Below are 12931 nucleotides of genomic sequence, written 5' to 3'. Positions count from 1 at the left end.
AGTGAATCCGATTATTTTAAAGCGTTCGGTCAAAAATATACCTGTGCTGGAAGTGGTCCAAGAAGAATTAAGAAATGAGAAAATTCCGGTAGTCATATATTATCACGGGTGGCAGACAAGTAAAGAGCTGGTGCTGACTCAAGGAAGAAAATTCGCTCAGCAAGGGATTCGAGTGATCCTGCCAGATGCGATGAACCATGGCGAGAGGAAGCAGCCGGTATCTTCTGTCCCATCGTATACATTCTGGAACAGCATATACGGGAATTTATTTGAATTCGAGACAATTCTTGAGCATTTGGAAAAAAGAGGGGTGCTTCATGAAAAAATCGCAGTTGGCGGCGTGTCGATGGGTGGGATGACCACTTGTGCCTTGATGGTGAAGCATCCTGAACTGACAAGCGGAGTCTGTCTGATGGGCTCGCCAGCACCGCTTGCATACGGACAAGAGATCCAAAAAAGGGCAGATGACTATCACTACTTGCTGCCAAAGGATTATTTCGATCTGATCTCTTGGGTCAAACACTACGATCTATCTTTGCAACCTGAAAAACTCGCAGGGCGCCCATTATTTTTTTGGCACGGCAAGGCAGACGAAAAGATCCCTTATGAGCAGACAGCAGATTTTGTGGAAAAAAACCAGTCCATGTCCTATGGTCGACAAATCGTTTTCCGTTCTTCGAAGAACCAGCGGCATATGGTACAGGTTCCCTTGATGGAAGAGGCAGCTTTGTTTTTGAGACAATCGCTAGTGGATCATGAATGAAAAAGATAGAGATATCTGTGAAAGGCAGGGGTTGCGACATTGTCGGGACTCCTACTTCGTCGTTTTTTCGCTAAATAAATGGACCGTCAGCGGATTTGTGGGATGAAATCTGATAAAATAGAAAAAAAGAAGAAAGGAAGAGAACATGCCTACATTAGCAGATGTTGCCAAAAGAGCCAATGTTTCCAAAATGACCGTCTCAAGAGTGATCAATCATCCAGAACAAGTAACGGATGAATTGAAAGAACTGGTCTTTTCAGCGATGGCTGAACTGGATTATCGTCCCAATATCGCAGCAAAAGCATTAGTATCGAACCGTTCACAAATCATCAAACTGTTTATATTGGAAGAAATCGACACAACTGAGCCTTACTACATGAATCTTCTGATGGGAATCGCCAAACGGATCGGAAAAGCGCATTATTCCCTCCAGCTTGTCACTAACGATGCCTTTGATGTCGGTTCATGTGATGGCTATATCATCACGGGTGTGCGAGAGAAAGACTTCGATTGGATCGAACGGCTGGAAAAGCCAGTCGTGCTATTTGGCGAGAATTGCTTCGGCTATGATTATGTAGACAGCGACAATGAATATGGCACGGCTAAAGCTGTGCAGTACGCGCTTTCTCGCAACTATGAAACAATCGTGTATATCGGGATCGATGTAGATGAACCATTTGAACTATCACGAGAGAGAGGTTATTCCTCTGCGATTGCTGAAGCGAATCTAGCAGAAACGATCGTGCGTTTCCCGAATCATTCCACGATGGCCGAAACTTATTTGACAGAGAATTGGCATCTGTTTGATAAGAAAACCTGTTTCGTCTGCAGTTCGGATCGGCTGGCATTAGGTGTTGTGAGAGCGATCTTGAATTCGGGAGGCAGTTTGCCGGAAGACTTCGGTGTGATTGGTTTCGATGGAGTCTTTCTAGATCAAATCAGTGCTCCTAAGCTGACGACTGTGAAGCAGGATATCATTCGCATGGGCGAAGTATGCGGAGAAATGCTACTGAAAAAAATTTCTGAAAAAGGGGCAAGTCAAGGGTATCGGCGGTTTTTCCCGGAATTAGTGATTCGAGAGACTACAAAGTAACAAATGGTAGACGAAGCAACTGATTAAGATTTTTGTTTATTTTCCTAAAAATTAGCGACTCATTGCTACTGCATTCGGTGAATCTATGCTATCATTGAGAAAAGTTCCATTTTTGAGAAGGATGGTTTGAATGAAAGAAATCAGACGAAAACATTTTCGTTTTCCTGCGTATGATGACGAAACAGGTGTAAAATTGAATAAAAGCCAGCAGCGTGTGTTATTTGATGGACAAGATGACTTAATGACAGACACAACGGATCGGCCCTTGTATGAGCCGATGCAAGAGTTTCATTTTTCTGAAACATCATCGCAGCAAACACGTCGCAAACGGCGCACACTGAATGATTCAGCAAAAGCTGTACCGCATAAAGAAAATTTGGAAAAGCATAAAGAACAACTGCCGGATTACAGCGGACATTATCAGCCGAAAACGACATCGACTGGACGAAAGAAATTGTTTGGAGAAAACACGACACGTCCACGTTCAGAAAATGTACGTCCAGCACGTAGCAACAATATCCATCAGGAAAAGACTGCACACACCGTAAGAGAACGTTCTTATTTTGTTCCTAAATATGTTCCTGCTTCGATTATTCCTGATCCGAAAGAAAGCCAGGTGCCGGAAAACGAACTGATTGATTCGATGAAAAAAGAAAAGGATTCTTATCTTTTATTTGATACAGAACCTGTTCCTTATCAAGAGAAAAAAGTCGATGAACCTTCAGTTAAAACGTTCAACAAAGTAGAAAAGACGAGCAAGAAGAAAAAAGAAACTGAAGCAAAAAAAGGACACAGTATTCTTGAACGTTCCTTGCAAGGCCTGATTGAAGATCCAGGCAATTCCATAGGAGAAAATGGGTATTTTAAATAACGTGATATCTGAGTATACGCTGTTTTACCGGTGTATACTCATTTTTTGTGGATTTGATGAACAAAATAAAATTATCGCAAACTAAAATATAGAACAAAAAAAGATTGCGGATTTCCGCAATCTTTCTGACAGGTTATATCATGTATACAATGCGAGACTTTTATGATTGTTCCATCTGTTCCAAAGTCTCTAATGGCTCAAAAGGCTCTGCAGTAGATTTCTCAGCCAACGCTTTGAACGGGTTAGCCACTTGCAAGTACTTCACTTTATTTAAAGTATAAGATAAAATAGAGCAGCTGAGCAATGTGTAAATAAAGTGTTCGATATCTAGATATAATAAAGAGACGACTAAAATCCCAAAAGTGATCAGAAAAAGACTTTTTCCGATTTTTACATGAAAATATTTTTCGATTGCTTGGTAGATGATGTCTGTTCCACCAGTGCTGCCGCCAAAACGAAACACGAGTCCGCAACCGATACCTGATAGGATGCCAGTCATTATACTATTGACCAGAAGGCTGTCAGCAGCAAAATGTATATGAAGACTTTCCCATAAATGTAAAAAGAAAACCAGCGCAAATGTCCCAACGATCGTGCGAAGAAATGCGTGCTTTCCAAAAATAAATAATGAGATAAGTAATAAAGGTAAGTTAAAAAGCAAAGAAGTGATCGAAGGCGCAAATCCGAATAAGTTATTCAACAGCAAAGCAATGCCTGTTACACCGCCATCTGCTAGTTTTGAAGGAATGTTGATCCCTGTGACAGCCAAGCTATAAAGGCTTGCTCCCAAGATAATTCCGCCTAAGTCTGTCATTAGATTTAATTTTTTCATGTCTAACCTCTTTTCTTTTGAAAATTTTCAGCAACTTCTTCATTATACTGATTGCAGACAGTTCTTCAAGAGGAAAATAGAAATTTTTTTTAACGATCTTTTTTATTGATACATAAGCGAAAGGAGAGAGCAGTATGCGTGCAGCCGACTTATTGACTATTCTTGCGAACACACCGAGAAAGAAGCAGTATCAGAATATCTTGCTTGAGAAAAGTCAAAAATATCAACCTTTGACAGCCGTGACAGAAAATGATTCCCATGCGCTCGTATTTGTTTTTGAAGAAAACAAAGTGGCGCTGCCAACAAAAGATTTATTGATCTTGCTGATGAAACATCGTGAAAAAGAAATTTATTATCAATTAGATCAGAACATTCTACCGCTTTACGGGGTGAAAGAGCTAGACAATGATCTCATTGTGTGAAGAAAGAAAACAAAAAAGGCCCAAAAACGCACAGTTATGATCCCAAAACAGTCGTTTTTTATCATTTTGATTCAAAAAGCGGAAAATACAGTATAATATGCAATGAACAGGCCAGTAAAGATTATCTCCCCCACGAGACGTTTACTTTACTGGCTGTTTCATTGCTGATCTCATATAGCTAAGGTAACTCAGAAAAAGCAGTTGACGCATCATCTGAGTCTCTTTAATAACCAGCAAAGTCGTTTTGCAAGAAAAGTATAGCTGAACAATCAGTATGTGGTTTCTTTGTCGTAAAGTATGGCAGTTCAGAAATCCCATCTTTTTGTTCGGCTATTTTTTTAGTCCATCGAGTACATCAAAGTAAAAACGAAGTATGTATCTACGTGGCATTCAAAGCAAGAGGCAGTTGTCACAACCTCACATACGGTGTTCCAACTGCTGCTTTTCGGTAATAAGCTCACTGAACAAGAAAATATGAGGAGCTATTTTTCTCTGCTCGTTCTTACTGCTTGATGCAGGACAGCTTTCTCACAACCTCACACACGGTGTTCCAGTGCCAACTTTTCGGAGATAAGTCAAATTTATGCAAAAATGTGAGAAGCCATTTTCCCAAAATTTTTCTTATCCCTCAAAGCTGAAAGGCACTGTCACAACCTCTTCAAGTCAATTTAGTTGGGGAAACCAAAAGAGATGATTTATACTTAAAGAACAATGGAAAGGAAGGTCATATGAACAATTTTATTCAAACACTTAGTGAAAGAAAAGGTGAACTGCTGGAAGCAACGTTCCAACATTTGTCCATTTCACTTATCTCCTTGCTGATTGCCGCATTCATCGCGATTCCTTTAGCAATCTGGGCAGTCAATCATAAGAAAATGGCTGAAGTCTTATTGCAGATCACAAGTGTTCTTCAAACAATCCCTTCCCTTGCACTGCTTGGGCTGCTTATTCCTTTTGTAGGTATCGGCACTGTTCCAGCTTTGATTGCTTTAGTGATCTATGCTCTTTTGCCGATTTTTCAAAGTACGTATATCGGTTTGTCAGAAATAGATCCTTCGATCGAAGAAGCTGCAGTTGCTTTTGGGATGTCAAGAATGCGAAGATTAGTCAAAGTGGAGCTTCCAATCGCTTTACCTGTGATTATCTCAGGGATTCGCACAGCACTTGTCCTGATCATCGGGACAGCAACACTTGCAGCTTTGATCGGTGCAGGAGGATTAGGGACGTTTATTCTGTTAGGGATCGATCGGAATACGCCTGTTCTTACCTTGATCGGTGCGATCAGTTCCGCGTTACTCGCCATTCTTTTCAGTAGTCTGATACGCTTGCTGCAAAATAGGAAACCTCGCTATTCTCTGCTTACTTTAGCAGCACTTATCGTCATAATCGGAGGGGCATCGTTTTATCAAAGTGGATTTTTCCAAGAAGAAAAGATTACGATCGCTGGAAAACTTGGGGCAGAACCAGATTTATTGATCCAGATGTATAAAGAATTGATCGAGGAACAGACAGATACAAAAGTGGAGCTGAAACCTAATTTTGGGAAAACCAGTTTTCTGTTTCGGGCATTAGAGAATGATCAGATCGATATCTATCCTGAATTTACTGGAACTGTCTTAGAAAGTCTGGTGAAAGTACCTGAATCGCTGAAAAAAACAGAACTGACGGAAGAAAAAACATATACAGAAGCGAATGCATTGTTGAATAAGCAATACAACATGACTTTGCTAAAACCAATGGCTTACCAAAATACGTATGCTTTAGCTGTCAAGAAATCTTTTGCGCAAGAAAACAATTTGAAAACTATTTCTGATCTAGCAGCAATCGAAAGTCAAATCAAAGCAGGATTCACTTTAGAGTTTATCGATCGCTCAGATGGATACAAAGGAATCAAAGAAACTTATCGCTTGGATTTTCCTAGCGTCCAAAGTATGGAACCGAGTTTGCGTTATCAGGCAATCAATAATGGGGACGTGAATATCATCGATGCTTATTCTACGGATAGCGAACTGAAACAATATGACTTAGTCACACTTGAAGACGACTTGCATCTGTTCCCAGCCTATCAAGGCGCACCACTTATGAAAGAAGAGTTTGCAAAAAAACATCCTGAAATCGTTCAAGCTCTTGAAACGCTTAGTGGAAAAATCACAGAAGAACAGATGATCGAAATGAATTATCAAGTAAACGTCGAGAAGAAACAGCCAGCAGAAATTGCACATTCTTTCCTTCAAGAAGAAGGACTATTGAAGGAGGGAAACAAGTGACAGAACTGATCAGATTCAAAGATGTCCAAAAGAAATATGATGGAAAGCATGTCATCAATCAATTGAACTTGACGATCGAAGAGGGAGAAATCTTTGTATTAGTCGGTCCCTCAGGAAGCGGGAAAACAAGTACATTGAAAATGATCAATGGACTTTCACAGCCTTCTGCAGGTGAGATCTATTTCAAAGGGAAACCGTTAAAAGAATATGATTTGCAGAAAATGCGTTGGAATATGGGATACGTGTTGCAGCAAATTGCCTTGTTCCCGACAATGACTGTCAAACAAAACATCGAAGTGATCCCGGAAATGCTCGGTTGGGAAAAAGAAAAGCGAGCTGAAAAAGCAGATCAGCTACTCGAAAAAGTGGGATTAGATCCCGATACTTATCGAAATCGGCTGCCACGTGAACTCTCGGGAGGTGAACAGCAACGTATCGGAATCCTCAGAGCACTGGCAGCAAATCCTGATGTCATACTGATGGATGAACCCTTCAGTGCATTGGACCCTCTGTCAAGGACTTCTTTGCAGGAACTAGTGTTATACTTACATCAAGAATTCGGAACGACTATCGTCTTTGTCACGCATAACATGGAAGAAGCCATCAAATTAGGCAGTCGGATCGCAGTGATGAAAGAAGGCGAATTGATCCAGTGCGATACACCAGAACAGCTTTTAGCCAATCCCAAAAATGATTTTGTACGCAGCTTTTTTGACGAAACGATACAAAACAAAGAGCTGAAAGTCGAAGATCTTATTCTGGGTGGTTACTATACAAAAATGAATAACGAAACACTACGATCGAACAGTCGTACAGTGAATCTGAGTACGCCGCTAAAAGAAATTTACGCATTGCTAATTGATTATCCAAATGTTCAGATACAGGAAAAAGAAACGATCATCGGGCAGATAGGAAGTAAAGAGATCTTTGCCTTTTTAAGTCAGGAGGAGGACTAGAAATGAAAAAATATGATGCAGTAGTGATTGGTTCAGGAGTAGCAGGACTCAGTGCCGCTTACGGATTAAGAGAAGCTGGCAAAACTGTGCTTGTAGCAGAAGAAGATCTATGGGGCGGGACTTGCCCGAACCGGGGATGCGACCCCAAAAAAGTACTGCTTAGCGGTGTAGAAGCAAGAAATCGGATAAAACAGTTGCAGAACAAAGGATTCGATGAGTTGCCAACCGTCAATTGGGAAGAACTTCAAGCATTCAAGCGGACGTTTACAGATCCGGTACCTGAAGACAGAAAACAGCAGTTGAGTACTGCTGGGATTGACCATTTAACAGGCACTGCTCGTTTCTTAGATGAATCTACTATAGAGATCAATGGTGAAAAGATTCTTGCGGATCAATTCGTGCTAGCTACAGGTCAGCGACCAACGATCTTGCCTGTCGAAGGAAAAGAATACTTGAAGACAAGTGCGGATTTTTTATCTCTGTCTTCTTTGCCTAAACGGATCGTTTTCATCGGTGGAGGATATATCGCTTTTGAGTTAGCGACTATTGCACATGCAGCTGGCAGTGAAGTGACGATCGTCCATCATAATCAGCGACCATTGAAAGCTTTTGAAGAATCGATGGTCCAGCTCTTGATTGATCAGATGAAAAAAGAGGGAATAACATTTGCTTTCGATGTAAATACGCAAAAAATCGTGCAGGAAGGAGATTCTTATCGTCTGATCGCCGAAGGAACTGAGATAATAGCTGATGCGATCTTCTGTTCCACAGGCAGACAGCCAAACATGGAATCTCTCGATCTGGATAAGGCAAAGGTCGAAACAGATAAGCATGGGATAGTGGTCAATGATTACTTGCAAACAAGTAACCCAGCTATTTTTGCTTGCGGGGATATCCTGTCAAAAAGAAGACCGAAATTGACACCAGTTGCTACGTTTGAAGGGAATTATGTGGCACAGCGGATGCAAGATGAAACATATCCTGCAATCCAGTATCCGGTGATTCCGACAATCGTATATGCAAGTCCAAAAATGGCGATGGTCGGGATCACTAAAAGCAATGCTGCTTCTTCTGATCAGGTCGTTGAAGTCGATATGACAAACTGGTTTACGTATCATCGTGTCAATGAACCTATTGCAAAAGCTCAATTGACGTTCGATCAGCGTGACCAACTCATTGGCGCATCCGTCCTAAGTGAACAAGCAGATGAATTGATCGATGATCTGACTCTTTTGATCAATCAGAAAATGATGAAAAAAGATCTGGATCGCTACATCATGGGCTATCCGACTTTAGCTAGTGATTTATCTTACTTGCTGAAGTAGGGCGGTAGATAAAAGAGCTTGTTGCTTCTTTTTTGTTATGGTACACTTGAAAAAATAATACCTGTTTCTGGGGATGTCGTAGACGGCATGAGAGTAAGTTGTGAACTTAGACCCATCGAACCTGTCAGTTAATACTGGTGAAGGGAGAAACATAGCAGACGCTTGATGCGGGTTACTATGTCGTGCCTGGAATCAAGCGTTTTTTGTCTGTTCTCAGAAAAACGGGTACAAAAAAGGAGGTGCCGTTATGAAAAACAAGATTTATCCCATTGCTAGCTTGCTTCTGATTTTAGGGATCTGGCAGTTCTTTGTCACATTCTGGCAAACACCTGCTTTCATCTTACCTAGTCCGACCTCTGTTGTCTCCGCTTTCTTTTCCGATTATCCGGTATTGTTTTCACATTCTTTGACCACTTTGAATGAGGCAGTCATCGGACTAGTGATCGCAGGAGTCCTGTCTTTTTTTACTGCATTAGCCATGGATTACTGGCAGCTGCTGAAAGCCTCGTTTTATCCGCTGTTAGTCGTTTCGCAGACCTTGCCGATCATGGTGCTAGGACCGCTACTGACATTATGGTTCGGGTTTGGGATTTTGCCTAAAGTGATTCTTGTCGTGTTGATGAGTTATTTCCCGATGGTCGTTTCGTTTACGGATGCATTGAGAAAAACATCGAACGACCAGATTGTTTTTTTGAGGACGATGGGAGCAAGTACTTGGCAGATCTATCGGATATTCAAGATTCCTGAAGGGATGTCTGGCTTTTTTTCCGGATTGAAAGTTGCTGCTACTTATTGTGTCAGCGGGGCCATAGTCGGGGAATGGCTAAGTGCTCAAGCAGGTTTGGGCTATTACATGATCCGGGTGAAAAACAGTTATCAGATCGATAAAGTATTTGCCGCGATTCTTTGCGTGATCTTGTTGAGTCTGTTGCTTAACGCTGTCAGTGTGCTCTTGAAAAAAGGCTATTATCGCATATTGCATCTTTTATAAGAAAAGGGGATAAACATGAAAAAAATCTTGGTTATTGTTCCGATGCTCCTAATGGTTTTGACTGCATGTGGGACACAAAAAGAAGAACAGAAGGACTCCAAACCATTGAAAGAAGTGACAGTCGTCCTTGATTATGTACCTAATACGAATCATACAGGCCTCTATCTGGCAAAGGAAAAAGGTTATTACAAGAAGGCAGGACTAGATGTCAAGATCATCGAACCTGGAGATGACTCCACGAGTATTGGGCTTGTCGGGGCAAATAAAGCGCAATTTGGCGTAAGCTATCAAGAAGATGTGACCTATGCCCATGCTGATGGTCAGGATATACCTGTCAAAGCGATTGCTGCAATCATCAAACATAATACATCAGGTTTCGCTTCTCTGAAAAACAGTGGGATCAAGTCACCCGAAGACTTTGAAGGAAAGACTTACGCTGGCTGGCAAAGTCCTAGTGAAGAAGCTGTGCTGAAAGCAGTCATGGAAAAATCAGATGCGGATTTTTCAAAATTGACGATTGTCGGAAGCAACGGGGAAGGACCAGAAAGTCTGGGGAGATCCTCTGATATCCAATGGTACTTTGAAGGATGGGATATGATCAAAGCAAAAGATGTAGGTATCGATTTGAATTACATGCCGGTAAACAGCTTGGATGAACGCTTGGATTATTATACACCTGTTCTGATAACGAATAAGGAGCTGATCAAAAATGATCCTGCGCTCGTTCAGTCATTTATGGATGCCACAAAGGAAGGATATCAGCAAGCGATCAAAGATCCGAAAGGCAGCGCAGAGATTCTGCATAAATACGCAACGGATTATGAACAAAGCTTCTTGGAAGAATCACAGGAATTCTTGTCACGTCATTATACAGATGAACCAGAAAAATGGGGAGTCATGGAGAAGAAAGTATGGGATAACTACACTTCATTCATGAAGGAAAATGGGTTGATTAGCAAAGCAGTTGACTCGAATGACTTATTTACGAACCAATTCATAAAATAGGGGTGACGCTGATGTCCATTCAAATCGAACACTTAGATGTAACGATCGAAGGGCTTGAAATTTTAAAGGAAATCGATTTAACCGTTCCTAAAAATTCTTTCACCTCGTTGATTGCTCCAAGCGGCGCAGGGAAATCGACCCTGCTGAAGGCATTGACAGGTGTCCAATCTATCACTTCCGGATCAATCAAAGTAGATGGGAAAATGTTATCAGGACTAAATACAGCTTTTAGTTATATGCCGCAAGAAGACATGCTTTTACCTTGGCTGGATGTGTATCAAAATGTCACATTGTACCAGAGGATCAATCATCAAAAAATAGACAAGAAGCAAGTGCTCGAGTATTTGACCTTATTCGGCTTGGAAGAATACCAGGATTTTCTGCCAGAACAGCTTTCCGGCGGCATGCGGCAACGGACAGCATTACTTCGCACGATGATGAATCAGTCTCATTATCTGCTGCTAGACGAGCCTTTTGGTGCACTTGATGCGATGACCCGAGGACAAATGCAGGACTGGCTACTGTCACTGCCAGAAAAAATGAAACGGACGACGCTTCTCGTTACGCATGATATCGAAGAAGCTATCTATCTGTCCGATCGCATAGTCGTGCTCTCCAAAAGACCTGCACGTGTTATCGAAGAACTCGCAGTTCCAGTTCCAAAAGGGAAGAAATCGCGCGAGTGGCTGATCGAACAAGCGCCATTGAAGCAAACAATCTATCAATTATTGGCAGGTGAGACACATGCTGAGTGACGCGCATTGTCATTTGGAAGGAAACGAGGAGCTAGCTTTGATCCAGCAAAGTCAGCAGATATTGACGATCATCAATTGTGATTCGCCAGAAGAATGGGAAGAGAACCAGCACCTTATCCGAACGGAAGACCAGATACTTAGTTTTGGGATACATCCGTGGAAAGCCAGCGATTATTCGTTTGAAGAAGTCATCCCATATCTGAGACAGGCAAGGATCATCGGAGAAATCGGGCTGGACAATGTCTGGACAACAGTGCCGATGAGTAGACAACGTCAGTTATTCGATCAGCAATTAGCATTTGCCGCAGCAAACAAAAAGCCGGTTGTCTTGCATACAAAAGGGTGTGAAAAGGAAATTTTATCATCCATTCGAGCCTATCCTAACAAATATCTAATCCATTGGTATTCTTCGATAGACTACCAGCAAGAATACATCGATGAAGGTTGCTATTTTACGATTGGGATCGATTTAGAAGATCATCCGGCAGTCCAGAAACTAGTCAAAGCAGTTCCCTCCAATCGTTTACTATTAGAAACGGATGGCGTAGGAGCAATGGAATGGGCACTGAAAAGAACGGTTTCCGTGGAAAATTATGCTGATTTGCTGCGTACCCATCTTCAGCATATCGCAAAATGGCGAAACAGTTCAGAAGAATTGATCGAAAAAACAACTTATCAGAACCTTATGGCGTTCATCGGACAGAAAAAATAAGCTGACAACAAAAAAGGAACTGTGACAAAAGTCTTGTCATAGTTCCTTTTTTTCGAATAAACGGTGTTCCAACTGCTGCTTCTAGGCAATAAATTCACTGAACAAGAAAATATGAGGAGCTATTTTCTGTTCAGTGTCCTTATTCCTTAAAGCAGAACGCAGTTGTCACAACCTCTCCGCTAAACGGTGTTAAAAAGCTTGCATCTGCGGTAATAAGCCCAACCAAACGAAAAATATGAAGAGCTATTTTTGTTTGGCTGTTCTTATTACTTGATGCAGAGCAGCTTTTTTACAACCTCTGATTCACGGTGTTCCAGTGCCAACTTCTTGGTGTTAAGTCAAATTTATGTAAAAATGTAGGAAGCCATTTTCACAAAATTTTTCTTATCCCTCAAAGCTGAGCGGCACTGTCACAACCTTTTTGAGTTTATATTTTCTATGGATGACTCTTAGTACCAGCCGTTTGCTTCCCAGAAAGATTTAGCAGCTTCCCATGAACCGTAACGAGAAGTGACATATTGTTCTGCGACACGTTCTTGGTTCGCAGCAGAATAGTCACCATTCAAGTAAGAAGAATCCAATTGGTAACGTCCGATGTAACGACCGTTTGTTGCTGTGTAAGAACCGCTTGATTCTTTTTGAGCGATCCATTCTTTCGCTGAGTTCGTCCCAGTGCTTGCTGTTTCAGTAGCAGCAGGAGCCGCAGGTGCAGCAGGTTGCGCTTGGACTGTTTCTTGTACTTGAGCAGGTTGTGCTTGAACAGATTCAGCGACTGGTTGTGCTTCTTGCACAGGAGCAGCTGTTTCTTGAGGAGCTGTGTAAGCTGCTTGAGCAGAGCTACCCTCAGTAGGGATCGTTAATTGTTGTCCTGAGTAGATCAGGTTAATGTTAGAAATTGAGTTTGATTCTGCAATGGCATTGATCAAGGAGTTGTCACCA

At 41.6% G+C, this 12931-nt stretch carries 13 protein-coding genes and 1 riboswitch; of the genes, 11 read left to right on the top strand and 2 right to left on the bottom strand.

From position 1 onward, the window contains the following. Position 1: 1 nt before the first annotated feature. From G7Y42_RS09630 to G7Y42_RS09620, 3 genes are all read left to right on the top strand, one after another. On the top strand, positions 2-763 hold the full coding sequence (locus G7Y42_RS09630; RefSeq protein ID WP_165005910.1) for an alpha/beta fold hydrolase: 762 nt from the start codon (positions 2-4) through the stop codon (positions 761-763). 145 nt (positions 764-908) lie between these two features. Then, positions 909-1856, top strand: a complete 948-nt coding sequence (locus G7Y42_RS09625) for a LacI family DNA-binding transcriptional regulator (RefSeq protein ID WP_165005911.1) — start codon at positions 909-911, stop codon at positions 1854-1856. Positions 1857-1986: 130 nt separating this feature from the next. Further along, positions 1987-2727, top strand: coding sequence for a hypothetical protein (locus tag G7Y42_RS09620; protein ID WP_165005912.1), 741 nt, complete (start codon positions 1987-1989; stop codon positions 2725-2727). Positions 2728-2887: 160 nt separating this feature from the next. On the opposite strand, the gene G7Y42_RS09615 is transcribed toward G7Y42_RS09620, so the two are convergent. Continuing rightward, positions 2888-3559, bottom strand: coding sequence for a YitT family protein (locus tag G7Y42_RS09615; RefSeq protein ID WP_165005913.1), 672 nt, complete (start codon positions 3557-3559; stop codon positions 2888-2890). 134 nt (positions 3560-3693) lie between these two features. Here G7Y42_RS09615 and G7Y42_RS09610 point away from each other — a divergent pair, with 134 nt between their 5' ends. The 8 genes from G7Y42_RS09610 (at position 3694) to G7Y42_RS09575 (ending at position 11992) form a co-directional block, all read left to right on the top strand. Further along, positions 3694-3981, top strand: coding sequence for a hypothetical protein (locus G7Y42_RS09610; protein WP_165005914.1), 288 nt, complete (start codon positions 3694-3696; stop codon positions 3979-3981). Between the two features lie 728 nt (positions 3982-4709). Then, positions 4710-6248 carry an ABC transporter permease/substrate-binding protein gene (locus tag G7Y42_RS09605; RefSeq protein WP_165005915.1) on the top strand — a complete coding sequence of 513 codons (1539 nt, stop codon included), beginning with the start codon at positions 4710-4712 and terminating at the stop codon, positions 6246-6248. Next, complete coding sequence (locus G7Y42_RS09600; protein WP_165005916.1) at positions 6245-7204, top strand: ABC transporter ATP-binding protein; 960 nt, start codon at positions 6245-6247, stop codon at positions 7202-7204. The genes G7Y42_RS09605 and G7Y42_RS09600 overlap by 4 nt, the downstream gene beginning before the upstream one ends. Before the next feature lie 2 nt (positions 7205-7206). Next, positions 7207-8529, top strand: a complete 1323-nt coding sequence (locus tag G7Y42_RS09595) for an NAD(P)/FAD-dependent oxidoreductase (RefSeq protein WP_165005917.1) — start codon at positions 7207-7209, stop codon at positions 8527-8529. A 58-nt stretch (positions 8530-8587) separates the two neighbouring features. Continuing rightward, positions 8588-8692: riboswitch (TPP riboswitch) on the top strand. Positions 8693-8776: 84 nt separating this feature from the next. Beyond that, a complete protein-coding gene (locus G7Y42_RS09590; RefSeq protein WP_165005918.1) occupies positions 8777-9520 on the top strand; it encodes an ABC transporter permease in 744 nt (247 codons plus the stop codon). Between the two features lie 15 nt (positions 9521-9535). Then, on the top strand, positions 9536-10525 hold the full coding sequence (locus G7Y42_RS09585; RefSeq protein WP_165005919.1) for an ABC transporter substrate-binding protein: 990 nt from the start codon (positions 9536-9538) through the stop codon (positions 10523-10525). A gap of 11 nt (positions 10526-10536) precedes the next feature. Continuing rightward, a complete protein-coding gene (locus G7Y42_RS09580) occupies positions 10537-11280 on the top strand; it encodes an ABC transporter ATP-binding protein (RefSeq protein WP_165005920.1) in 744 nt (247 codons plus the stop codon). Then, entirely contained in the window at positions 11270-11992 is a 723-nt protein-coding gene (locus tag G7Y42_RS09575) for a TatD family hydrolase (RefSeq protein WP_165005921.1), read from the top strand. Before G7Y42_RS09580 ends, G7Y42_RS09575 begins: the two co-directional genes overlap by 11 nt. A 449-nt stretch (positions 11993-12441) precedes the next feature. On the opposite strand, the gene G7Y42_RS09570 is transcribed toward G7Y42_RS09575, so the two are convergent. Continuing rightward, positions 12442-12931: peptidase M23 (locus G7Y42_RS09570; protein WP_165005922.1), on the bottom strand; the 490-nt coding region annotated here is incomplete at its 5' end.

The sequence above is a fragment of the Enterococcus sp. ZJ1622 genome, from assembly GCF_011038845.1.
Taxonomy (GTDB): Bacteria; Bacillota; Bacilli; order Lactobacillales; family Enterococcaceae; genus Enterococcus_B.
The sequence above is the reverse complement of the archived record's forward strand: the minus strand, read 5'-3'. Positions and strand labels throughout refer to the sequence as shown.

Excerpts from the sequence above, each read along its gene's own strand:
- G7Y42_RS09625 (WP_165005911.1), top strand. The coding sequence starts at position 909 with ATGCCTACATTAGCAGATGTTGCCAAAAGAGCCAATGTTTCCAAAATG.
- G7Y42_RS09620 (WP_165005912.1), top strand. The coding sequence starts at position 1,987 with ATGAAAGAAATCAGACGAAAACATTTTCGTTTTCCTGCGTATGATGAC.
- G7Y42_RS09615 (WP_165005913.1), bottom strand. The coding sequence starts at position 3,559 with ATGAAAAAATTAAATCTAATGACAGACTTAGGCGGAATTATCTTGGGA.
- G7Y42_RS09610 (WP_165005914.1), top strand. The coding sequence starts at position 3,694 with ATGCGTGCAGCCGACTTATTGACTATTCTTGCGAACACACCGAGAAAG.
- G7Y42_RS09605 (WP_165005915.1), top strand. The coding sequence starts at position 4,710 with ATGAACAATTTTATTCAAACACTTAGTGAAAGAAAAGGTGAACTGCTG.
- G7Y42_RS09595 (WP_165005917.1), top strand. The coding sequence starts at position 7,207 with ATGAAAAAATATGATGCAGTAGTGATTGGTTCAGGAGTAGCAGGACTC.
- G7Y42_RS09590 (WP_165005918.1), top strand. The coding sequence starts at position 8,777 with ATGAAAAACAAGATTTATCCCATTGCTAGCTTGCTTCTGATTTTAGGG.
- G7Y42_RS09585 (WP_165005919.1), top strand. The coding sequence starts at position 9,536 with ATGAAAAAAATCTTGGTTATTGTTCCGATGCTCCTAATGGTTTTGACT.
- G7Y42_RS09580 (WP_165005920.1), top strand. The coding sequence starts at position 10,537 with ATGTCCATTCAAATCGAACACTTAGATGTAACGATCGAAGGGCTTGAA.
- G7Y42_RS09575 (WP_165005921.1), top strand. The coding sequence starts at position 11,270 with ATGCTGAGTGACGCGCATTGTCATTTGGAAGGAAACGAGGAGCTAGCT.